18 protein-coding genes are annotated in these 22,512 nt (G+C 40.9%); 12 read left to right on the top strand and 6 right to left on the bottom strand.

Annotated features, from left to right (window positions below; all coding sequences use genetic code 11):
* The first annotated feature begins 143 nt into the window (after positions 1-143).
* The 3 genes from ACVCDT_RS16025 to ACVCDT_RS16015 all read left to right on the top strand — a co-directional run bounded on the left by ACVCDT_RS16025 (position 144) and on the right by ACVCDT_RS16015 (position 1,317).
* Complete coding sequence (locus ACVCDT_RS16025) at positions 144-440, top strand: hypothetical protein (RefSeq protein ID WP_447133806.1); 297 nt, start codon at positions 144-146, stop codon at positions 438-440.
* A 102-nt stretch (positions 441-542) separates the two neighbouring features.
* Entirely contained in the window at positions 543-887 is a 345-nt protein-coding gene (locus ACVCDT_RS16020; RefSeq protein WP_447133805.1) for a hypothetical protein, read from the top strand.
* A 58-nt stretch (positions 888-945) separates the two neighbouring features.
* On the top strand, positions 946-1,317 hold the full coding sequence (locus tag ACVCDT_RS16015) for a hypothetical protein (RefSeq protein ID WP_447133804.1): 372 nt from the start codon (positions 946-948) through the stop codon (positions 1,315-1,317).
* A 330-nt stretch (positions 1,318-1,647) separates the two neighbouring features.
* Here the strand turns inward: ACVCDT_RS16015 and ACVCDT_RS16010 are convergent, their stop codons facing one another.
* From ACVCDT_RS16010 to ACVCDT_RS16000, 3 genes are all read right to left on the bottom strand, one after another.
* On the bottom strand, positions 1,648-3,297 hold the full coding sequence (locus ACVCDT_RS16010; protein ID WP_447133803.1) for a long-chain-fatty-acid--CoA ligase: 1,650 nt from the start codon (positions 3,295-3,297) through the stop codon (positions 1,648-1,650).
* 85 nt (positions 3,298-3,382) lie between these two features.
* Positions 3,383-4,141, bottom strand: a complete 759-nt coding sequence (locus tag ACVCDT_RS16005; RefSeq protein ID WP_447133802.1) for an SDR family NAD(P)-dependent oxidoreductase — start codon at positions 4,139-4,141, stop codon at positions 3,383-3,385.
* Between the two features lie 29 nt (positions 4,142-4,170).
* Positions 4,171-5,082: a haloalkane dehalogenase gene (locus ACVCDT_RS16000; RefSeq protein ID WP_447133801.1), complete on the bottom strand. Its 912-nt coding sequence runs from the start codon at positions 5,080-5,082 to the stop codon at positions 4,171-4,173.
* Between the two features lie 329 nt (positions 5,083-5,411).
* Here ACVCDT_RS16000 and ACVCDT_RS15995 point away from each other — a divergent pair, with 329 nt between their 5' ends.
* The 4 genes from ACVCDT_RS15995 to ACVCDT_RS15980 all read left to right on the top strand — a co-directional run bounded on the left by ACVCDT_RS15995 (position 5,412) and on the right by ACVCDT_RS15980 (position 11,650).
* Positions 5,412-7,556: a 3-hydroxyacyl-CoA dehydrogenase NAD-binding domain-containing protein gene (locus ACVCDT_RS15995; protein WP_447133800.1), complete on the top strand. Its 2,145-nt coding sequence runs from the start codon at positions 5,412-5,414 to the stop codon at positions 7,554-7,556.
* Between the two features lie 34 nt (positions 7,557-7,590).
* The gene (locus ACVCDT_RS15990) at positions 7,591-8,772 is read left to right on the top strand and encodes an acetyl-CoA C-acyltransferase (RefSeq protein WP_447133799.1); all 1,182 of its coding nucleotides are present in this window, start codon (positions 7,591-7,593) and stop codon (positions 8,770-8,772) included.
* A gap of 69 nt (positions 8,773-8,841) precedes the next feature.
* The gene (locus ACVCDT_RS15985; protein ID WP_447133798.1) at positions 8,842-10,641 is read left to right on the top strand and encodes an acyl-CoA dehydrogenase C-terminal domain-containing protein; all 1,800 of its coding nucleotides are present in this window, start codon (positions 8,842-8,844) and stop codon (positions 10,639-10,641) included.
* A 76-nt stretch (positions 10,642-10,717) separates the two neighbouring features.
* A complete protein-coding gene (locus ACVCDT_RS15980) occupies positions 10,718-11,650 on the top strand; it encodes an alpha/beta fold hydrolase (protein WP_447133797.1) in 933 nt (310 codons plus the stop codon).
* A 650-nt stretch (positions 11,651-12,300) separates the two neighbouring features.
* Here the strand turns inward: ACVCDT_RS15980 and ACVCDT_RS15975 are convergent.
* Positions 12,301-12,696 carry a DUF3718 domain-containing protein gene (locus ACVCDT_RS15975; RefSeq protein WP_447133796.1) on the bottom strand — a complete coding sequence of 132 codons (396 nt, stop codon included), beginning with the start codon at positions 12,694-12,696 and terminating at the stop codon, positions 12,301-12,303.
* A gap of 172 nt (positions 12,697-12,868) precedes the next feature.
* Positions 12,869-13,570: a transporter substrate-binding domain-containing protein gene (locus ACVCDT_RS15970; protein ID WP_447133795.1), complete on the bottom strand. Its 702-nt coding sequence runs from the start codon at positions 13,568-13,570 to the stop codon at positions 12,869-12,871.
* A 406-nt stretch (positions 13,571-13,976) separates the two neighbouring features.
* Here ACVCDT_RS15970 and ACVCDT_RS15965 point away from each other — a divergent pair, with 406 nt between their 5' ends.
* The 5 genes from ACVCDT_RS15965 to pnp all read left to right on the top strand — a co-directional run bounded on the left by ACVCDT_RS15965 (position 13,977) and on the right by pnp (position 21,584).
* The gene (locus ACVCDT_RS15965; RefSeq protein WP_447133794.1) at positions 13,977-15,239 is read left to right on the top strand and encodes a hypothetical protein; all 1,263 of its coding nucleotides are present in this window, start codon (positions 13,977-13,979) and stop codon (positions 15,237-15,239) included.
* A 32-nt stretch (positions 15,240-15,271) separates the two neighbouring features.
* Positions 15,272-15,676 carry a type 2 periplasmic-binding domain-containing protein gene (locus ACVCDT_RS15960; RefSeq protein WP_447133793.1) on the top strand — a complete coding sequence of 135 codons (405 nt, stop codon included), beginning with the start codon at positions 15,272-15,274 and terminating at the stop codon, positions 15,674-15,676.
* Positions 15,669-17,258, top strand: coding sequence for a sensor domain-containing diguanylate cyclase (locus ACVCDT_RS15955; protein WP_447133792.1), 1,590 nt, complete (start codon positions 15,669-15,671; stop codon positions 17,256-17,258). Before ACVCDT_RS15960 ends, ACVCDT_RS15955 begins: the two co-directional genes overlap by 8 nt.
* Positions 17,239-19,170 (top strand): putative bifunctional diguanylate cyclase/phosphodiesterase, encoded by a 1,932-nt coding sequence (locus ACVCDT_RS15950; protein ID WP_447133791.1) that lies wholly within the window; start codon positions 17,239-17,241, stop codon positions 19,168-19,170. Before ACVCDT_RS15955 ends, ACVCDT_RS15950 begins: the two co-directional genes overlap by 20 nt.
* A gap of 293 nt (positions 19,171-19,463) precedes the next feature.
* Positions 19,464-21,584, top strand: coding sequence for a polyribonucleotide nucleotidyltransferase (gene pnp, locus ACVCDT_RS15945; RefSeq protein WP_447133790.1), 2,121 nt, complete (start codon positions 19,464-19,466; stop codon positions 21,582-21,584).
* A 76-nt stretch (positions 21,585-21,660) separates the two neighbouring features.
* Here pnp and ACVCDT_RS15940 read toward each other — a convergent pair whose 3' ends face one another.
* On the bottom strand, positions 21,661-22,500 hold the full coding sequence (locus ACVCDT_RS15940) for a D-hexose-6-phosphate mutarotase (protein WP_447133789.1): 840 nt from the start codon (positions 22,498-22,500) through the stop codon (positions 21,661-21,663).
* Between the last annotated feature and the right edge of the window lie 12 nt (positions 22,501-22,512).

Genomic DNA, 22,512 nt, shown 5'->3' with positions numbered 1-22,512 from the left:
TCATGCTGATCTCCTTTTATTAGTTTGTTCAACACAACTATTATGGCTCTGGCTTTTAGCTAACCCACGAAAATTGGAGATCAGCACCTTTAACGGTGGCTCGTGGGGAGTCATTATGTCTAGAAGTACCAGAGGGAACTGAGATGTCTTATTACAATATGAGCATATTTAAGGTTGCAGCGAAAAAATCATTTCTACATATTTCTTGGCTTGTTGCGTTAATTGGCATTCCGATCATCTTCTTTAGAGGTGGTTTAGATTTAACTGAAAAAACGCTACTGTTTGTTGGCTTCTTAATTATCTTTTGGATAGCCTATTTGGGTCTATGCATTTTGTTTCATCGGCTAAGTTTAAGGGATGAAAACAATCGATTTGGTTATCTTGCTAAATCAGAAACTGAAAGGGGTGAGGAAGTTGGTTCCCACTTGGAGGGCTGGTGAAAATCAGTACATCTAACAAGTTTATTAAATTTCGTTACGGCCAAAAACGGCCTCCACTGGACGCGCAAACAGCGCGCGCGCCTTATTTGAAGCGTTAGGTTTATGTATTTCAAAACTGGTGATTACCCTATTTTTCAAGGGGTAAATAGAAAAGAGCGTAACAAGGTCGTTGCTGAAGCTGTGAAAGCGAATAATAAATGGGTAAATGTGCGATTTATATTAGCTATTTGTGTCCTTTTTATTTTCGCTATATCTGTCGCTAAGCTGGAGAATACCTTTGAACTTCCAGGTTGGACACCATGGGTTATTTTCCCAGTTTTCGGCATTTTATTTTATACATATTTGTTGTGGGAAATTAATGGTGCAGTATTTGATGCTGTGAAGGAGTATACAGACAAACCTAACAATCAAATGCAGCCGACGCCAAACTCCGGCGCGGCTGATTAGGGCGCAATGTTTTCGAGGTAATATGCGGAACTATTTTGTAATCTTCACAACTGTTTTATTGGCAGTTCTTTTACCAACGGCTTTAGTCGCTATGGTTAGTGTATTCCTATTTGATTATTGTGATCCTAAATTTAGCTGCTACAGTACTTTTCTATTAGTTAGCTCAGTAAGTTTAGTTTACGCCTTCTTAGCAGCAGCAGGTGCTGCTCTTGCATATACGTTTACTAGTTATTCCGTGGATGTTTTTGTGGGTAAAACTCCAATTTACTTTTTAATTGTTTTTGGTTTAATTTCAAGTGTTATTAGCGGTTTATATGGAGTTCAGCTAGCTGCCATAGGTGTTATGAATATTGCTGTTTTATGGTTACTATTTTCAATGTGTTCAACAAAGCTTATTTTATTTACTATAAAAAACATAACAAGTCGTTAATATCCATTTTCCTACAATAGATTACTCAAAAATCGTTTTTCACGACAATCTACAATCTTAGCAAATCAGCTGTTCGGCTAGGCCAGATCCAACTGCTGTAATTCACTCATAGCATACCTATCCTTCTAACATATTGAGAGCAACTTATTACTATTAATGCAGTTAGCGAATCTTAATTGGCGGCTAATAGCCTTACTAAAACATTTGCTTTTGCAGTTGTAATAAATTTCAAACTGAAACCAAACTAAAACGTCATACTCGTCTGCTAAAAGGTGTGCAAATAGCAGAGCGAGTATGATTGAGTGGTTTAAATAGTGTTGCCGTTAATTATCAGTTGTTTGTGGGAAACTGATAATCTTCAAACTGTTGGCGTAGCGCCAGTTTGTTGAGTTTGCCTGTGGCGGTATGGGGGAGCTCATCGACAAATACCACATCGTCTGGTAATGACCATTTATGCAGTTTATCTTTTAAATACTCTATTACCTGTTTAGCATTAAGTTCTGAGCCTGCTTGTTTTACCACCACTAATAATGGGCGCTCAGTCCACTTTGGATGAAAACGGCCAATCGCCGCCGACTCAGCAATCTCGGGGTGACTTACCGCAGCATTTTCGATTTCTATTGAGCTTACCCATTCACCGCCAGATTTGATAACGTCTTTGGTACGATCGGTAATTTGCATAAAGCCTTGAGGGTTGATGGTTGCAACGTCGCCTGTATCAAACCAGCCCAACTCGTCAACTGGGCAACCTTCTGATCCTGGCTCTTGCGACATACCATAATAACCACTGGCTACCCAAGGCCCTCGAACTTTTAACGCACCAAATGCTTCGCCATCCCAGGGTAATTCTTGATTATTTTCGTCTACTATGCGCATTTCAATACCAAATACGCCTCGCCCTTGCATAGATTGTAAGTCAAAGATTTGCTCTTCGGTGTAATCTTCCATGCCTGATTTTCGACAAAAAACTGTGCCTAAAGGACTGGTTTCTGTCATGCCCCAGCCTTGCACTACTTCTACATTATGTTGATGTTTAAAACGTTCAATAATGGTTCTAGGGCAAGCTGCACCACCAACAGTAACTCGATTTAATGAAGGTACTTTTTTACCGGTTTTTTCTAAGTAGTCTAATAGGCCTAACCAAATTGTGGGTACGCCAGAACTAAAAGTAACATTTTCGCTTTCAATCAGGTGTTGCAGGGTTTCGCCGTCTGCCATTTTAGGTCCTGGCATTACCATTTTGGTGCCAGCCATTAACGATGCATAAGGTGAGCCCCAAGCATTGACATGAAACATAGGCACTATTGGTAAGGTGGTTTCTTTGTAAGAAGCAGCGACTACATCAGGCATACTGCCCCCTAAGGCGTGTAACAAAGTAGAGCGGTGGCTGTACACCACACCTTTAGGGTTACCCGTAGTACCAGAGGTGTAACACATAGCGCTAGCGGTATTTTCATCAAATTCTGGCCAGTCAAAACAATTAGACTGCTCAGCAATTAGGGTTTCGTAGCACAACACATTAGGTAAGCTGGTGTCGGGCATATGCGCTTGATCAGTTAAAATAATATAAGCTTCAACGTTTGGCAGGTGATCTTTTAAGGCTTCGAGTAAAGGTACAACTAACAGATCAACAAAAATAAATCTGTCTTGTGCATGGTTAATAATGTAACTCACTTGCTCAGGGAACAATTTAGGGTTTATGGTGTGGCAAACCATGCCGCTACCAGAAACCGCATAATACAATTCTAAATGGCGATAATCATTCCAGGCTAATGTGCCTATTCTATCGCCAAACTTCGCCCCTAAAGCGGCTAAAGCGTTGGCCAATTGACGACTACGGTTAGCAAAATCTTGGTATGTATGTCTGTGTCTGGGGTTATCAACTGTTACAGAGACAATCTCAGTATCAGGAAAATTTCGTTCTGCATGGCGTAGGATAGAAGAAATCATCAATTGAGAATTCATCATTAAAGCTTGCATGGGTGTTACCTCATATATAAAAAATTAAAAAACCAGCTAAATATCTTGGATTGATTCTGGTTGCTGCCAGCTAGGTTATGTTTAGCTACCAAGCTGTAACGCCACCATCGAGCGCTATGGTTTGGCCGTTCATATAAGAATTTCCTGGAGAAAGAATAAGCAACATGGCATTGACTATTTCTTGTGGGTCAGACAAGCGTTTTATTGGGGTACCTCGGGCCAGTATGGCTTGTCCTTCTGGGCTAGCAAATTCACCTAAAATGGCGGTAGGGCTATAAAAAGGACAAATTGCATTACACCTAATTCCTTTGCGGGCGTACTCTACTGCTGCAGTTCGAGTTAAGCCTACCACTGCGTGTTTAGCGGCGGCATAAGCACCACCTTTAGGGGCTCCACCTAAGCCCGCCAACGAGCTAACATTTAATACGTGTCCTTCGCCTTGTTTTAACATAGCGGCAATTTGATATTTCATGCCAAATAACACGCCATTTACATTGACCCCAAATTGGCTGTGCATAATATCTTCGGTAAGTTGATGTAAAGATGTCATAGGATGAGCAATGCCTGCGTTATTAACCGCAATGTCGAGCTTTCCAAATTTTTCTAGCGCCACCTTAACCATGTTTTCACATTGTTCTTCTTGAGATACGTCGCTTAACAAAGACACCACATTGTGTTTTTCTGATAGGGTGTTAAAAGTATCGTCTAGGTTGGCTTGATTAATGTCGCTGATCACTAGTTTGCAACCGCGTTTAGATAAACCTTGTGCTAGTAATCGGCCAAAGCCACCGCCAGCGCCGGTAATGAGTGCAACTTTTTGACTAAAATCTAGTAACTCATCCATTTAACTCTTCCTGTTGTAAGGTCTTAAATTTAAAGTGGGTTGGCCAACATAAAGCGTAGCAACACTTGGGCTAAATGTTCGCCTTGATCTTCTTGAATAAAATGTCCAGCTTGCTCAATAATGCAATGCTGCTGTCCCTGGCAACCCGGGATCAGCTTCTGCAGTATTTTGTCGCCCCCTGCGGTGACAGGATCAGAATCACCAAAGGCAGTCATAAAGGGCTTATTAAACTGCTGCAAGACTTGCCACGCCTTTCTGTTATCTTCACTGGCCGGATCGTCTGGACGAGTAGGAACTAATAACGGAAATTGACGAACGCCTGCTTTATAGCTTTCATCTGGGTAGGGGGCGTTGAAAGCCAATATAGTTTGTTCTGAAAGAGGTTTTACTGTTGCGCCTTTAATAATGCCAGCAACGGGAAACACCTCGACTTCTTGCGAGAATTTTTGCCATTTTAAAAAAGCCGCGTTAGGAGCATGATCACCTGTAGGTAACATAGTATTGGTCGCTAGCACTCGGGCAAATAAATCTGCATGCTCTGCCACCAAACGTAAACCCAATAACCCTCCCCAGTCCTGACAAACTAAGGTTATATTCTCTAGCTTTAACTGCAGTAAAATTTGACGCAACCAATCAAGGTGGCGCTGATAGCTATAGTCACTTCTATTAATAGGTTTATCAGACTTTCCAAAGCCAATTAAATCGGGAGCAATTACTCTATAACCCGCTTGTACAACAGGATCTATCATTTTCCTGTATAAATAGCTCCAACTAGGCTCACCATGCAGCATTAGCACCACTTCGGCGTTTTTATCACCTTGGTCTAGGTAGTGCATATTAAGCTGGCCGCCTTCGGTATCGTCGACCTGAATATAATGAGCTGGGTAAGGGTAATCTTTAAGCTGCGAAAAACAATGTTCTTCCGTGGTGAGAAACTGCACGCTTGGCCTCTTAATGTTAAATTTTGGTAAATTAATTGTTGATTAGAACATCAAATGCCAGATCAAATGTCAACTTGCTCAAATTAATAAAAGACCATCTATTTTATGAATAGATGTGAGGTAAAGGTTTAAGTAACACAATGTTATTTACATAACGCCAAGATTTGGCTAGGTAAGCCGTGGCAAAAAAACAACCTAACAAAGCCTTACTATTTATATATGTTTTAAATAAGTAGGGTTTATTCTTTATTATAAAATCAATAAATTAGAATGATTAACTGGGCTGACCTACTATGCTTTTACTAAGTGTGATTGGATGAGGAACCCTTATGAGTCAAAACCACAAGTCGGATGCTGTTGAATATCAAGTCATTAATACCCCAGCAGGCAATAAAATTGCAGCTTTATGGATGCAAAATCCTCCAGTTAACGCACTATCTAAATCTGTAAGAGTGGGGCTAATTCAAGCTATTGAGCAAGCACTAGCCGACTCTGCGGTTAACCTGATCGTGATTTCTTCTAAACAATCATTGTTTTCTGGCGGCGCTGATATCAGCGAGTTTTCTGGTGGAGATTTAGAGCCAAATTTGCCAGCTGTACTAGAGGTTATAGAGCATGCTGCTAAACCTGTGGTTGCGGTATTAAACGGCCCTGCTTTTGGTGGAGGCTTAGAAGTGGCCTTAGCCTGTCATTATCGTTTAACCTTTGGCGCCAATAAAGTTGGCTTACCTGAGGTGAACTTAGGTATTTTACCTGGCGCTGGCGGAACCCAGAGATTATCCAGACTAGCAGGCGTAAAACCCGCTTTAGACATGATAGTTAGTGGCCGACCAGCTAAAGCAGAACAATTACCTGGGGTGTTTGACTTGTTAGTTGGGCAGCCTACTAGCTTAATGGATAGCGCTTTATCATTCTGTGACAAGCTTGTTGAACAGGGCAGTGTAATACGCAAAACCTGCGATTTAAGCATTGATAGCCAAAGCGCACCTGCTGCCTTATTCGAGCAATATAGACAAGGTTTAGTCACTCAAGCGCGCGGCTTTTTTGCGCCTGAACGCTGTATTCAAGCAGTAGAAGCGGCAGTTACTTTGCCTTTTAAGCAAGGCTTAGCCCGTGAAGGTGAACTATTTATGCAATGTATGGGATCAAAAGAAGCCCGTGCACAGCAACACTTTTTCTTTGCCGAGCGTAAAGCCTCACATGTAGAAGATTTCGACGCCAATACGCCCATGCGCCAGATCCAGCGCGTAGGTATTATAGGGGCTGGAACCATGGGCGGCGGCATAGCCATGAACTTTGCTAACGCTGGGATCCCCGTCACCTTATTAGAGCTTAAACAAGAGGCTTTAGATAAAGGCTTAGCGGTGATCCGCAACAATTATCAAAACTCAGCTAAAAAAGGCAAGTTAACCAACGAACAAGTTGAAGAACGTATGGCATTGCTGACAGGCTCAACAAACTATGAGGCATTGCAAGATGTAGATTTAGTGATTGAGGCTGTGTTTGAAAAAATGTCGGTTAAACAAGAGGTTTTTTCTGCCTTAGATAAAGTCTGTAAACCAGGCGCTATTTTGGCTTCTAACACCTCTACCTTAGACATTGACCAAATTGCTCAAGCTACTTCACGTCCTGAAGATGTCATAGGTTTGCACTTTTTTAGTCCAGCCAATGTCATGAAATTGTTAGAGGTAGTGAAAACCAGTCATACCTCAGCTGAGGTCATTAAGACCTGTATGAAGTTAGCCAAAAAAATAAACAAGGTTCCAGTTTTAGTTGGCGTGTGTTTTGGCTTTGTGGGTAATCGAATGATTGAAACCTATGGTCGTGAAGCCAATAGGTTATTGTTAGAAGGCGCCACGCCTGAGCATATTGATAAAGTGATTTATGATTTTGGTATGCCAATGGGGCCTTTTACTATGGGTGATATGGCCGGACAAGATATTGGCGCGTTTGTGCGCGAGTCTAGACGTGAGTTTATCCAGCATGATCCTAGTTATTGTATTTTAGCCGACAAGTTAGTTGAGCAAGGACGGGTAGGACTAAAAGCAGGAAAAGGTGTATACCTTTACGAAAAAGGTAGCCGCAAGCCAATCCCCGATCCTAGTGTTATTGAGCTAGCCAAGCAGCAAGCTGAGCTTTTAGGGATTAAGCAAAGACAAATTAATGATCAAGAAATCATTGAGCGAATTATTTACCCTATGATTAACGAAGGGGCATTAATTTTAGAAGAAGGTATTGCAGCTAAATCGAGCGATATCGATGTTATTTATGTTTATGGTTATGGCTTCCCGGTTTATCGAGGTGGCCCTATGCATTATGCCGATGAAGTGGGAGTAGACACCATTTATCAAGCCATGTGTCACTACCGCGACCAATTAGGTCAACACGGTAAAAACTGGTTTGAGCCTGCGCCTTTGTTAAAGCAACTGGCCGAACAAGGTAAAAAGTTTGCCGACTTACCCCTTAGCCATTAAGCCCATTAATTAAATTGAATAAAAAGAGAAACTTATGCAAGAAGCTGTGATTGTCTCAACCGCAAGAACCCCCATTGGTCGCGCCTATAAAGGTGCATTAAATAATTTAGAAGCCCCAAGTTTAGGTGGCCATGCCATTCGCGAAGCCGTGAAAAAAGCCGGCGTTGATCCAGCTAGCATTGACGATGTGATTATGGGCAGTGCCTTAACCCAGGGCAGTGGCGGAATGAACATTGGGCGTTTAGCAGGCTTAGCAGGAGGGCTACCTGTGACTGTGTCAGGCATGACCTTAGATCGTCAATGTAGTTCGGGAATGTACGCTATTGCCACCGCGGCCAAACACATTATCACCGACAATGTACCTGTGATGGTGGCGGGTGGACTAGATTCCATTAGCTTAGTGCAAAATAAAGCCATGAATACGCATAGAATGGTGGATCCGGCCTTAGTAAAACAGCACAAAGATATATATATGCCTATGTTACAAACGGCAGAGATAGTGGCTGCTCGTTATGGCATTAGCCGTGATCAACAAGACGAATATGCCTTTCAAAGTCAAATGCGTACCGCACAGGCTCAAGCCGCAGGTAAATTTGACGATGAAATTGTGCCTATTAGTGCCACTAAGGTGGTGGTAGATCGCGACACCAAAGAACAAAGCCTGCAGCAAGTAACCCTAAGTAAAGATGAGGGAAATAGGGCAGATACAACCTTAGCCGGATTACAAGGTTTAAAACCTGTTATTGAAGGTGGGTGTATTACCGCTGGTAATGCCAGCCAGTTGTCTGATGGCGCATCTGCCAGTGTATTAATGAGCAGTAAGTTAGCTGAGCAACAAAATCTGACACCACTGGGAGCTTACCGTGGTATAGCCGTTGCGGGTTGTGAACCAGATGAAATGGGGATCGGTCCCATCTTTGCTGTACCTAAATTACTTAAGCAGCATGGCTTGAGTATGAATGATATTGGTTTATGGGAATTAAACGAAGCCTTTGCCGTACAAGTTTTATATTGCCGCGACAAATTGGGTATAGATGACAATATTTTGAATGTTAACGGTGGCGCAATATCAATTGGCCATCCTTATGGTATGAGTGGTGCACGTATGGTTGGACATGCCTTAATTGAAGGTAAAAGACGGGGCGCAAAATATGTAGTGTGCACTATGTGTATAGGCGGTGGTATGGGCGCGGCTGGTTTATTTGAGGTTTACTAGCGCTAACATTGATTATTATTAGCCGATTAAAATACAACAAAATACAGAGACAGAATTAAGAGGTAGGTTATGCAATATTACAAGGCCCCACAAAAAGAAACCTTGTTTGTGATGAACGAATTATTAGGTTACGAACAACATTACCAAGCATTGGGTTATGAAGACGCAAGCCCAGATATGGTAGAAGCCATTTTCTCAGAGGCAGCAAAATTTGCTGAGAACGAATTAGCCCCGATTAATGCTAGTGGCGACGAAGAGGGCTGTGTATGGAATGATGGTGAAGTAACTACGCCTACTGGGTTTAAAGAGGCCTACAGTAAATATATTGAAGGTGGTTGGACAGGTATGACCCACCCCGAAGAGTTTGGTGGGCAAAATTTACCTTACTCTTTAGGCAGTGTAATAGCTGAATGGTTTTCAGCTGCCAACCATTCTTGGGCTATGTACCCCGGATTAAGCCAAGGATGTATGGAAACCTTAAAAGCCCACGGCACCGCAGAACAACAAAAGATGTTTTTACATAATTTAGTAGCAGGTACTTGGACTGGCACTATGTGTTTAACCGAGCCTCACTGTGGCTCTGATTTAGGCATGTTGAAATGTAAGGCAGAGCCTAACGATGACGGCAGTTACAGCTTAACCGGTACCAAAATTTTTATTTCAGCTGGTGAACACGATATGTCAGAAAATATCGTACATATTGTTATTGCTCGCCTTCCAGACGCACCAAGTGGAACTAAAGGCATTTCGTTATTTGTAGTGCCTAAATTTAATGCAGGGCCAAATGGCGAAAAGCTAGAAAGAAACGCAGTGTCTTGTGGCTCTATTGAACACAAAATGGGGATCAAAGGCTCGGCAACTTGTGTGATTAACTTTGATGGGGCTAAAGGCTATTTAGTTGGTACAGAAAACCGTGGTTTGAACTGCATGTTTACCTTTATGAATACCGCTAGAATTGGCACCGGACTAGAAGGGCTAGCCGCTTCAGAAGCCGCCTTCCAAGGTGCGTTATCTTATGCCAAAGACCGCTTACAGTTTAGATCTATGACAGGAGTTAAAAACCCAGATGGTCCTGCCGATCCTATTATTAACCACCCTGACGTTAGACGTATGTTACTCACGCAAAAAGCCTTTGCCGAAGGCAACCGTGCTTTGGCTGTATATGCCATGCAATTGGTTGATATCAGTCACGATAGTCAAGACGAAGCAGCTAAACAATTGGCCGAAGCTAAACTGGCGCTATTAACCCCTATACTAAAAGCCTTTTTAACAGAAACGGCGCAAGAAACCACGAGTTATGGTATGCAAGTCTATGGCGGCCATGGCTATATTGCCGAATGGGGAATGGAGCAACTGGCTCGAGATACCCGAATTTGCACTATGTACGAGGGCACTACAGGTATTCAGGCAATTGATTTGTTGGCGCGCAAAGTAGCTGGCTCAGGGGGTAAACTGTTAACTGTGTTTACTGATGAAGTAAAACAATATTGTAAAAGTATTAGAGACAAAAGTCAGTTTAACGCTTGGTCGAATAGCATAGAAAAGCATTTAGATGAATGGCACCAAATCACTGAAGATATCATGCAAAGGGCAGCAAAAAATCCTGATGAACTAGGCGCTGCTTCTGTGGATTACCTCATGTATTCTGGTTACGTAGTGGTAGGCTATTTTTGGCTTAAAATGGCTGTAGTTGCCCAGCAGCAACTAGACCAAGGAACCAGTAATCCAGACTTCTATCAAGCCAAACTGCACACGGCTAAGTTCTATTTTGATCGTTTGTTAACCCGCACTCGTTCATTAGTGTCTGCTATGGAGTCGGGTGCCGATAATGTGATGCAGATAAACGAGCAACAATTTAATGTGCTCTAGTTTTAGCATTTAACTGAAATCAGGCGAACACAGATTTTGTTCGCCTTTTTTATATTTATTGAGACAAGTTGTTTATATGTTCCAAAGTCATAAAATTAAGCTGGGTGAAACTAATATTCATTATGTAGAAGCGGGTCCACAAATCACCAGTGAGACTAAACATAGCGCTAGAAGCATCATCTTTTTGCATGGTTTTCCCGAATATTGGGGCACTTGGCATCAGCAAATTAAACATTTCTCAAAACATTACCAAGTTATCGCACCAGACTTGCCAGGGTACAATTTGTCGGATAAACCCAAAGCGCTGGATTTTTATCGGCTACCTAATTTAATACAATTTGTGGCTGATTTAATTCAAGCCTTAGCACCAAACGAAAAAGTACTGCTGGTGGCACATGATTGGGGTGGGGCTATTGCTTGGCCATTGGCTGCTTTTCACCCGCAGTTAATTGATAAATTGGTGATTATTAATGCTGCACACCCAAGTACTTTTACCCGTGAAATGATTAATAATTCTCAGCAACGCAAGCAAAGCGAATATATTCACCAACTCATAGCCCCTGATGCAGAACAAAAGCTAGCGGCCAATGACTTTGAATATTTACAAGACAAGTTATTTGCCAGTATGCAAACAAACAGCTTGTCAGAAAGTCAGCGCAAGGCTTATGTACAGGTATGGGAGCAGCCCGGAGCCATTTCTGGCATGTTGCAATATTATCGCGCTATGCCTCAATTAGCTGACTCAGAAGCCCAGCCAAGCAAAGCCAGTGGGCCTGTGACTAGTATAGATAAAATGAAAGTGCCCAATATTAGAATAGAAGTGGATACTTTGGTTTTATGGGGAGAAAATGATCAAGCTTTTGTATTAGAAAACTTAGATGATTTAGCGCAATACGTACCTAATTTAAGGGTAAAACGCTTTGCAGATGCGAGCCATTGGTTACATCATGAATGGCCAAAAAGAGTGAATAATTTTATTGCAGATTTTTTTCTGGATTTAAATAATTAAGTTCAAGTCAATACGCCTTAACTTGCATTATAAGTTCGATAGTTTGTGTCTTAAGTGGTTATTTATGACTTGTTTCGGGAGTGAGTGGTTATAGCAGTTTGTTGTCGCTGGCTTTTTGTTCTAAAAGCATTCGCTTACGCTCACTGGCGCCCCGCCAGTTTGGGCTCGAAGGGATTCGAGACATAAACAATCAGGTGGACGCCACGCGGGATGATGGCGCGAAGCGTGCTTTAATAAGCTACAGCATTGACATTATTTACCGTCGTTCCCGCGAAGGCGGGAACCTTTAACAAGCGACTGTAGTGTTGATTTAAATATAAAGGTGATTTCACGGGTGTTGAAGGGGGTTCTCGTCTTCGCGAGAATGACGGGGTATTAGGGGGATGAACCGGGCAGATTGGTAACACTTTAAACCGACCACATAGGTAACAGGTGCTAATCTTAGTACCTGTTGATAGCTTGTTACATAAATCCAATTCTATTCAGCAATTCTTTTAGCTCATCTATGCACAACTAAAACCTAGGGCATAATCAAGCACATAAAAAAAACGGCCTCTAAAAGAGGCCGATTTTTAAGGTAATCATTTCTGACTACCCCCCATGTTGAACTTTTAATTCGTTCTGGAATTATTCTTTTATAGCTACGGCTATTAAATTCTGTCTTTTAACGCTGCCATAATAGGCGAGCTGTCTAAGCCATTCTCTGAGGCCCAAGCGATAACGGTTTTTCCGTCGTTTTCTGGAGCACTTAGGTCGCCCTTAGGCATTTTCTTAATCATCAAAGTGCCGGTTTCAACAGCGTCATTCAACATTGCCGTGCGAATTAAGCTATTGCCTCCACAAGTTACGCCTGTGTAATAATCTTTTAACTTTAGTCGGTAGTCTGATTGCACACGCTTCATCTTTTTACGTAGTTCACCTTTGTCATCAGCTTTTACAATAGTACAAATGTTTTGAAGTGCTTCGTTGACATCGGCTTGAGCATAGCCACCAGTTAGTAGTGATAAGGTAGCAATGGCGATAGACGTTTTAACTATTTTCAACATGGTTAAGTCCTCGGTTAAGTTTAAATTTGCAGACTCTGCTGCGTGATTCGATGGACTTATTAAAAACCAATTAATCTGATTAAAAAATCTAAAGGTTGATACTTAGGTATGCAGTTTAATAACCTAGATATAGCTGAATTGGACAGTGTTGATTTAATCGGGGACTTACGAGTTATTGACTAAGTAAATCTTCAATTATGCTTTGTCTTAACCTTTCTAATTCACCAGATTGCTGCATATTTTGTAAAATCGCATCTAGTTGAGGCACTAAAGACTGATGTTTTTTATGCACATAATGAAAGAGCAAACGTTTTTCGAGTATAGGCTCTAACGCCACTACCTGGTTCAATTTCAAGTTTTTAACTTGCACTAAGCCGTTTAGTCCCGAAGTAATGGCAAAATCCACAATATTTCTGTCTAAAGATTTCATTAAACTACTGCTATCTGGAAATACCGCGACTTTTTCCATGCCTAATGTACACATTTCGGCGTATTTTACCCCACGAGCTCTGCCAATTAATTGACCTTTAAGAGATTGACAGTCTGTTAATATAAATTTGGGGTTTTTGGAAAAGATTGTAACGTCAATGTAATTTGTTGCAGTTGGTACCCTTACTAAATCTGGGTAAAGTGAGCCAATTTCTAAGATTCGGTGAACTTCGCCATCTAATCTGCCTTGGCTTGATTCAACTAAGGCGCGTTTACCAGACATAGAAATGTTTTTAATCGGAATATTGGCTTTTTGATACACTACTTTGAGTATTTCAGCGCCTACAACTTGGTCAGGTGAGTTGCTTATTTGAGCAAACTGCAAGGGTTTTGCTGCTAAGCCAACACTAAAAAGTAAGCTGATACCTAAAAACTTTAAGGACATAGAAATCCTTTAAAAACTCTGTAAGCACTGATGATGCTCACTATAGCATGAGTTTTAAAAAACTGAATGCTGTAATTTTAATCACAATGGTATTTTTTTTAATACATATTGTTTTTTTTTATACCTATGCTTCTGGTCAACCTCTGGTACTATTGTTAAATATTAATGATAAACAATTTGCGTCAAGTGCTGTGAGGAAGCATTAGGGAGTGGATTTCTGCCTACTTCAATGGCTTTAAATTTGCGATTTAATTTAAAGCATCTACTTTTTACATTTAGTACGCAAACAATCTTCAATTTATTGATTATACGTTTGTTTTTTCGCTACCCTCATAGGTTAAAGACTATTCTGTGGTAACAGAAAACAACCTTATCTTAGATAACGTGGTTCAAGGTTAAATTAAACATGAAAAACAGCGTTTTTTTACTCATGCTAATGTCTAGCATGGTAATGGCCAAACCTGATATTAGTGTGTCGGGTTTTGGAACTATAGGTGTGGTGACAACCGATTCTGATGAATTGGGTTATCGAGCAGATTTCTCTAAGCCAGGCGGGGTGTTTGATGGTGATATAGACTTTGCAGAAACCAGTAATTTAGGTGTGCAGTTTGATATTATTGCCAATAGTAAAATAGATTTTGTTGTGCAAGCAGTCTTTAGAGATCAAAAAGAATTCAATTTAGACACTGCAGTCAATTTAGCTTTTATGCGTTATTCACCTAATGCCAATTGGTCTTTTAGGCTTGGTAGAACGGCCTATGATTTATTTTTACTGACCGAATATCGAGACATAGGCTTTGCTTATACTTGGGCGCATGTGCCAAGTGAAATTTACGGGGTAGTACCACATAGACACTTTGATGGGGCAGATGTCACTTACAGCCAACCCATTGGCAATCTAACTTTTTCGTCTAAATTGTTTGTGGGTAAAAGTAAAGCTGGGGTTTCTGCCTTTAGTTCACCTAATGTAACTGATTTTAAAATAGATAATATTGTGGGTATTGCTTTAGATCTGCAGTCTATTAACTGGGATTTGGCGTTAAATCACACTGAGCTTAAATTTGACTCTCAAATAGTACAGCCGCTTATTGAGGGTGTAACTCAAATGCAGGCTTTGGTACCTGGTTTTTCATTTATTTGGCCTAATGCACTTGAGTTGGCTAATGCCCTAGATTTAGATAACAGAAAGGGCAGTTACACATCTGTCAGCGGGCAGTATCGTTTTGACAATGTGACTGTGATTTCTGAATTGGCAAAAATTGATAGTGATAGTTTAACTGTGCAGCCAGTTAAAAGCGGCTACATTAGTGGGGTTTACCACTACAATGCGCATAACTTTTTTGCATCTTATGCGTTTAGTGATTCACGCGGATACGACTTAACCGCAGATAACATTAATTTTGCCGTGCTGGCGCAAATTCCAGATGGGTTAGAAGCCTATGCTGGGGCACAGTTTTTGGCCAATTATTATAGTCTAAATCAAAGCACCCTATCTGTTGGGTGGCGTTGGGACTTTGACGTCAATATGTCGTTTAAACTGCAACTTGATCGATCAAAAATAGATGAAAGCGGCAGTACATTTTGGCAGCCTCCACAAGTTAGAGATTACTCTAATAGTCAATTAGGGCATGTAAATGCTTTGTTTGCCAACGTGAGTTTCTTATTCTAATGTTGCCTTTAACTTTCCTCAAAACAATTATTGTGCTGGGCGGTTTAAGTACTGCCACTACTGTTAGCAGCAATGAACTGGTGTTGGTTGTAAATAAAAACAACCCAACAAAAACCTTAACTCGCTCACAACTTATTGATTTGTATATGGGTAAATATGTGGCCTTCCCTGATGGCACCAAAGCGGTACCTGTAGACATTGAAAGTGATGAAAATACTAAAAAGCAATTTTACGAATCGTTAGTGGGCATGCCCTTAGCAAGGGTAAATGCTTATTGGTCAAAGGTGAAGTTTTCTGGTCGAGCCAGGCCTCCAACTCAGCAAAAAGACGAACAAGCTATTTTAAACTTTGTTTCTGAAACAGAAAATGCCATTGCTTATGTACATCAAAGCAGCGTAACCGATACGGTAAAAGTGGTATATCGATTCAATGAATAAAAGCGGACTTTTGGTACGATTGGCAATTGTGATTGGCTTTTCTTCAATCGCAATTGGCTTTCTTTCAACTCAACTTTTTTATCGTTTAACCTTTAACCAAGAGGTTCAGATAGCCCAACAAAGCATTGAAAGTTTATATAAAACTATTGCAGCCACGGCTTCAACGGCGGCTTATCTAGTTGAAAAAGACTTGGCCCAGGAAGTGGTTGATGGCTTAGCCACTAATGAAGTGGTGTTAAATGCAAAAATGTTATTTGAAGACGTTGAAGTGGTGAACAATGAAAAGCCCTTTAATGATCCTGTGGTTTTTCCTATTCAGTCATTGTTTGATCCTGGTGTTTCTATCGGCTCTTTGATTATTGCGCCTAACATTACTTATATAGAAGGACGCGCGACTCAGCTCGCCCTCGACAATTCTAAAGCCATGATCATTCAAGCCTTTGTGGTCACTATAGTGGCTATATGTGTGGCGTTTTTCTTAATAACAAGGCCAATGATCAATATAGCTAAAGCCTTACATAAAACCATTCCCGGTGAAGGAAATAGGCTTTTTGTACCTGATTTTCACCAAAAAAGTGAATTAGGCGGGTTAGTACGAGACGTGAATAACCTATTGGATAAGACCGAACAGCAGTTTTCTCGGGAAAGAAAATTAAGGCAAGAGATAGAAAGTTTAGAAAAGCGCTTTCGAATGTTATTTGAAAATTCGTTATCACCGATAATTTTAATGGAACCAAGGGGTAATATTTTACTTTTTAATAGTGCTTTTGAAGGCACTCTTGAACGATTAAAAATGCCATTAAAAAAGAGTTATGGACCCTTATTAGAAAGTTTGTTTGCCGAGCCTGAAAAACTTGCTAAGTCGGTAGAGCAAGCCTTTGCAAATGAAGAAATAGCCACAGGTGAGTTTAAGTTAAACACCCCTGATGATGAAGACTCGGTGTGGGTGCAAGTGGTGGTTACTTCTATTATCAATGAAGACCTCCGTGAATATTATCAAATTACCCTGCACGATATTTCAAAACGTAAACGAGAATTAGAGAAACTTGCTTTCCAAGCAGATTTTGACAAATTAACTAAGTTACTCAATCGTCAGGGCTTAGAAAAACACCTAGAGCGTTACATAGAAGAAGAACAACCCTTTTGTTTGGCTTTAATTGATTTAAATTGGTTTAAGCAAGTCAATGATATTTATGGGCACGAATCTGGAGATGAAATTTTAGTTTTTGTTGCCGACAGAATTAAAAAAACCATTAGACCCCAAGATATTGGCGGACGCTGGGGGGGAGATGAGTTTGTATTGTTATTAGATGCTGCCGATAAACAGACAACTGAAGCGATAGTGTCACGTTTGGTGCAACGCATTTCTAAACCTTACTTCTTACATAAGTTTAATAAAAACGTTTCAGTGGGGGCCAGCATAGGGGCTGCCTTTTACCCCGAAAATGGCCTAGCCTTACAAAACATTATTAATTTAGCTGACCAAGCTATGTATGAAGTGAAAAAAGTCAAAGAAAGTCAACCAGAGCTGTCTTTAATGTTCGCAAGCGAATTAAGTGCCAATGAATCAAAGCTCAGTTGAATCAGAGTCAAAACTACAGGCCAGTGAAACAACCTCTATGCTTGTTTTACAGGATATTGGCAGCAGGGTAGCGCAAGTAAAAGCGGTCATATTTGTTTTTATCGCGCTGTTTTTGATAATGTCTATGCACGCTTGGTGGCAAGGCGATGTAAAGTGGTTAATCGACAGCTTATTTGTTGTTGCGCTGTTTGCTGGCCTATTAGCTTTTTTATCTGCAGATACAAGCAATGTAGTAGCAGGCATGGCGTTGTGGACAGTGATTATCTTTGCATCGTCTAAAGCCTTTTATTATGACGGTTTGTACGATACCGCTTTATTGCTTTACCCCTGTGTTTTAATTTTTGCTTCTTTTTTAGGCGGCCGAGCCATGATCTTGCCATTGGCATGTTACATGTTGGTTAGCTTCTACTTTTTTGCTTATGCCATATCTATTGAGCTTATTGAGCCTAAAGTGGTGACCGAGTATTCCAGTTGGGCAAAAGCCACTGATATGGCCTTTGTGTTAGCTGTGTATGGCATAGGTATCATGCTGATTTCTAAATATATTAAGTCATTAATTAAGCGCTTAGCTCAGCAAAAGAAACGCTTTAACCTTATTAAAGAAGATTCCGAAAAACGTATTTTATATGACAAAGCCACAGGCTTAGCCAATGCAGAAAAGTGCAAGTTAGACCTTGTGGAAAAGTTTAATCATGCCCCTAAAGATGCTCATATGTTGGGTTTTATTACACTGCATATGAATAACTTTAATTGGATTAATTCTACCCTTGGGCATAAGTTTGGTGATTTAGTGGTGAATAATTTAGCAGAAAGGTTTGTTAAATTAGAAGATGAATATACTTCAGTGTACCGCTCTTCGGGCATTGAATTTACTTTTGTTAAACGCGTACCAGATTTTGATACCTTGCAGGATTTTTGTCACGAGGCCATTCGTTTGACCATCATGCCATTAAACATATCTGAATATGATTTTGAATTAAGTTGTGCGCTAGGGGTGTCGGTTGCGCCCTTTGATGGTCATTCGTTTGAAGAGTTAAATAGAAAAGCCAGTTTTGCCGTTTACAAAGCACGTCAAGAAGAGGCTAATTCTTATCATTTTTACGACAATGATATGGAAGCGGCAATCAATAATCGGCTTAATATGAATCACGAATTAAAAAGTGCCATAGAGTTAAATCAACTGGAGCTTTTTTACCAACCTAAAGTGGATTTAAAAACCAACCAATTTGTAGGTGCAGAAGCCTTAATGCGCTGGCGTAAAGGTGAGCAACTTATTTCTCCCTTTGACTTTATTCCAGTAGCCGAAGAATCGGGGTTGATTGTCGAAATTGGACGTTGGGCCATTGAAACAGCCTGCGCTGAGTGTGCTAAGTGGCAAGCTATGGGCTTTAAAGGCATGACAGTGGCGGTAAATTTATCGCCTGTGCAATTTAAGCGCGGAAATTTGCCTAATCATGTATTTAGAGCCCTACAAAAAGCCGAGTTAGATCCTAGTTTACTCGAGCTGGAAATTACCGAGTCGTTATTTATTGAAGATGCCGAGCATATTAAGCAACAAATTTATCAAATGGTTGAGCGCGGAGTAAATTTTGCTATTGATGATTTTGGCACTGGTTATAGCAACCTAAATTACTTGTCTAAATTCAATGCTTCTACATTAAAAATTGATATGTCTTTTGTGCGCGAAATGTTACAAAACTCGCAGTTGCAACATATAGTCAAAGCCATTATTAAAATGAGTAGTGTGATGGAACTTGAAAATGTAGCTGAAGGGGTGGAAGATGCCCAAACCGCAGCGCACCTAAAGGCCCAAGGATGTGTGTATGGTCAGGGGTATTATTGGTCAAAACCTGTGCCTGCCGATGAATTTATGGCGTTAGTACAAAAGCAAAACCTGGCCAAAGTCTCTTAAATTGCTCACCATTTAGCAAAGTAGTTGCGAGCAGTATTCCTCTCTTATCTAATTTACCCAAACTTCCTAGATTAATGTACAAACTCTTTAGAATTAGTTGCAATGATTTTACTTGGCTTTAGGTCAGGAAAGTCATGATTTTATGAAGAATTTTTATTGCTAATTTAGCGCCAAGCCTATGCTTAGTTGAGCCAAACCGCTATACTATGCGCCGCATTTGAAAGCGATAATCGAAAAATAGCAAAAATGTATTGTTCTAAGTGGAACAATTTAAAATTATATAAAGGAAAAAAATGACTCCTATTACTAAAACTTTTCAGTATGGTCAGCATACTGTCACTCTAGAAACTGGCGTAATTGCACGTCAAGCCACCGCCGCTGTTATGGCGAGCATGGACGATACCTGTGTATTAGTCTCTGTTGTAGGTAAAAAAGACACTAAGCCAGGGCAAGACTTCTTCCCATTAACGGTTAACTATCAAGAAAAAACCTATGCCGCGGGTAAAATCCCAGGTGGTTTCTTTAAGCGTGAAGGTCGTCCTTCTGAATATGAAACCTTAACATCGCGTTTAATTGACCGTCCAATTCGTCCATTGTTTCCTGATGGATTCATGAATGAAGTTCAAATCATTGTGACTGTAGTTTCAGCTAACCCTGAAATTCCTACCGATATTATTTCTCTTATTGGTACCTCTGCGGCTTTAGCTATCTCTGGTATGCCATTTAATGGCCCAGTAGGTGCAGCTCGTGTTGGATATACCGATGAGCAATACGTGTTAAACACTCGTACTTCTGAACTAGAAGCAAGTCAGTTAGATCTAGTGGTTGCTGGTACAGAAAACGCAGTACTTATGGTTGAATCTGAAGCAGACATTTTGTCTGAAGAAGTGATGCTAGGTGCGGTGATGTACGGCCACGAACAATTACAAACAGTGATTGGTGCGATTAGTGAATTTGCTGCTGAAGTAAATACTCCTAAGTGGGATTGGCAACCAGAGCCAGAAAACACTTCGCTAAAAGATAAAGTAAAAGCTTTAGCTGAAGCCGGCATTACCGAAGCTTATCAAATTTCAGATAAGATGGAGCGTAAAGACGCCATCACTGCTTTAACTAACTCAACAGTTGAAGCCATAGTTGCAGAAGACGAGACGCAAGATCCTAAAGAAGTATCTGAATTGGTTCACGAATTAGAAAGTGACGTAGTGCGTTCTCGTATTCTAGCTGGTCAGCCGCGTATTGATGGTCGTGACCCTGCTATGATCCGTGCCTTAAACGTTGCCACTGGTTTGTTACCTCGTACCCATGGTTCAGCATTATTTACTCGTGGTGAGACCCAAGCAATAGTTGCTGCTACTTTAGGTACAGAGCGTGATGCACAGATGATTGATGGCTTAAACGGCAAAGAAGATAGCCGTTTTATGTTGCATTACAACTTCCCTCCGTACTGTGTAGGTGAAACAGGTTTTGTTGGCTCGCCTAAGCGCCGCGAAATCGGTCACGGTCGTTTAGCTAAGCGTGGTATTCAAGCGGTAATGCCGTCTGAAAAAGAATTCCCTTACGTCGTTCGTGTAGTATCTGAAATTACAGAATCAAACGGCTCATCTTCAATGGCCTCTGTATGTGGTACTTCATTGGCATTGATGGATGCGGGTGTACCAATTAAAGCTTCGGTAGCGGGTATTGCTATGGGCTTAGTGAAAAGTGACGAAAACTTTGTTGTGCTTTCAGATATTTTAGGTGATGAAGATCACTTAGGTGATATGGACTTTAAAGTTGCTGGTACGACTGAAGGTATTACTGCACTGCAAATGGATATCAAAATCGAAGGTATCACTAAAGAAATCATGCAAGTTGCGCTTAAACAAGCCAAAGAAGCGCGTTTACACATTCTTGGTGTAATGGATAAGGCAATTTCTGGTCACCGTGAAGAGATGTCAGAATTTGCTCCACGTATCTATACCATGAAAGTTGATCAAGATAAGATCCGTGACGTTATTGGTAAAGGCGGCGCAATGATCCGTGCTATCACTGAAGCCTCTGAGTGTAATATCGAAATCGAAGATGACGGTACTATCAAGATTTTTGCTACTGAATTAGCTAAAGCTGAAATTGCCATTTCTAAGATTGAGCAAGTGACTGCTGAAGTTGAAGCGGGTAAAACTTACTCTGGTAAAGTGACGCGCATAGTTGATTTTGGTGCCTTTGTTGAAATTTTACCTGGCAAAGAAGGCCTAGTTCATATTTCGCAAATCGCTCACGAGCGTGTGAACAAGGTTTCTGACCACTTAGAAGAAGGCCAAGTGCTAGATGTTAAAGTGGTAGAAATTGACCGTCAAAACCGCGTACGTTTAAGCATCAAAGATTTACTTGAAAAGCCTGCTGCTCCTGAAGCACCAGCTGAAGGTAATGAATAAGCGTTACAGCTGAATAAGCAAAATTAAAAAGGAGCCGAATGGCTCCTTTTTTATGTCAGGGTGTTAGTCTTTACGGCTATCTAATCACTTGTTTGAGAACGTGTGTCTCTTGGGCCTTAACTTCTTGTCCTGCGGTAATGGCTGTCTCAACACATAACATAGACTCATAGCCTTGAGCTGTCATATCTGCCATAGAAGCCGATTTAGCTTGCCAAGGATTCCATACCACTAGACTGTCGTGTCCAAAGTGTTGAATATCAATGCTGTTATGCTTATCTCGAATTTCAACCCGGGCAGGGGTGGTTAAATGCACTCTGTCGGTTTCTTGGGTAAGTCTATATGGCACAGGTGTGTCAAATAGCGCGTTGTTTTGCAGCTTATCTGTGTATTGGCCAGTTACACCTAACAACTCAGTATGATTGATATCTTGCACCTTAAAATAACTATGCAAAGCGCAGTTGTATCGAAAACTTTGCTCAGAGAGATTGCGAGTGTGCAAGGCGATACTCAGCTCTTGACCTAAGTGAATGATTAAACTCAATTCTGCCTTACCAGCAAAGCCTGCACCTTGGCTGCTAGAAGGTTTAAGTTCAATAGTGGTTCCTTGCTGGTTCTCTGAGGCATGAATTAGCTCCCAATTTTGGGTGCGCACATAACCGTGAGCAGGTAATTCAGTTTGGCTAGGGTGAGCACCAAACCAAGGCCAACAAATAGGAACGCCACCACGAATGGCTTTGCTGCCATCTAATATCGCACTTTCGCTTAGCCAAAGCCGCTCTCGTCCATCGCTTTTGGGGATGTAGCTCAATACCTGGCCACCAAATAAGGCAATGTCTACACTGCCAAATGCATTTTCAAGGTGCAAAATATCTAGCTTGCCTTTGGTTTTGTAGCTTAAGCTATGTAATGTGGGCATAGGTTTACTCCA

The organism is Paraglaciecola aestuariivivens, from assembly GCF_052983255.1.
Note: the sequence above shows the minus strand (reverse complement) of the source record. Positions and strands in the feature narration are given on the sequence as shown.

Excerpts from the sequence above, each read along its gene's own strand:
- ACVCDT_RS15975 (WP_447133796.1), bottom strand. The coding sequence starts at position 12,696 with ATGTTGAAAATAGTTAAAACGTCTATCGCCATTGCTACCTTATCACTA.
- pnp (WP_447133790.1), top strand. The coding sequence starts at position 19,464 with ATGACTCCTATTACTAAAACTTTTCAGTATGGTCAGCATACTGTCACT.
- ACVCDT_RS15970 (WP_447133795.1), bottom strand. The coding sequence starts at position 13,570 with ATGTCCTTAAAGTTTTTAGGTATCAGCTTACTTTTTAGTGTTGGCTTA.
- ACVCDT_RS16020 (WP_447133805.1), top strand. The coding sequence starts at position 543 with ATGTATTTCAAAACTGGTGATTACCCTATTTTTCAAGGGGTAAATAGA.
- ACVCDT_RS15940 (WP_447133789.1), bottom strand. The coding sequence starts at position 22,500 with ATGCCCACATTACATAGCTTAAGCTACAAAACCAAAGGCAAGCTAGAT.
- ACVCDT_RS16010 (WP_447133803.1), bottom strand. The coding sequence starts at position 3,297 with ATGCAAGCTTTAATGATGAATTCTCAATTGATGATTTCTTCTATCCTA.
- ACVCDT_RS15950 (WP_447133791.1), top strand. The coding sequence starts at position 17,239 with ATGAATCAAAGCTCAGTTGAATCAGAGTCAAAACTACAGGCCAGTGAA.
- ACVCDT_RS15985 (WP_447133798.1), top strand. The coding sequence starts at position 8,842 with ATGCAATATTACAAGGCCCCACAAAAAGAAACCTTGTTTGTGATGAAC.
- ACVCDT_RS15995 (WP_447133800.1), top strand. The coding sequence starts at position 5,412 with ATGAGTCAAAACCACAAGTCGGATGCTGTTGAATATCAAGTCATTAAT.
- ACVCDT_RS15990 (WP_447133799.1), top strand. The coding sequence starts at position 7,591 with ATGCAAGAAGCTGTGATTGTCTCAACCGCAAGAACCCCCATTGGTCGC.
- ACVCDT_RS16005 (WP_447133802.1), bottom strand. The coding sequence starts at position 4,141 with ATGGATGAGTTACTAGATTTTAGTCAAAAAGTTGCACTCATTACCGGC.
- ACVCDT_RS15965 (WP_447133794.1), top strand. The coding sequence starts at position 13,977 with ATGAAAAACAGCGTTTTTTTACTCATGCTAATGTCTAGCATGGTAATG.
- ACVCDT_RS16025 (WP_447133806.1), top strand. The coding sequence starts at position 144 with ATGTCTTATTACAATATGAGCATATTTAAGGTTGCAGCGAAAAAATCA.
- ACVCDT_RS15955 (WP_447133792.1), top strand. The coding sequence starts at position 15,669 with ATGAATAAAAGCGGACTTTTGGTACGATTGGCAATTGTGATTGGCTTT.
- ACVCDT_RS15980 (WP_447133797.1), top strand. The coding sequence starts at position 10,718 with ATGTTCCAAAGTCATAAAATTAAGCTGGGTGAAACTAATATTCATTAT.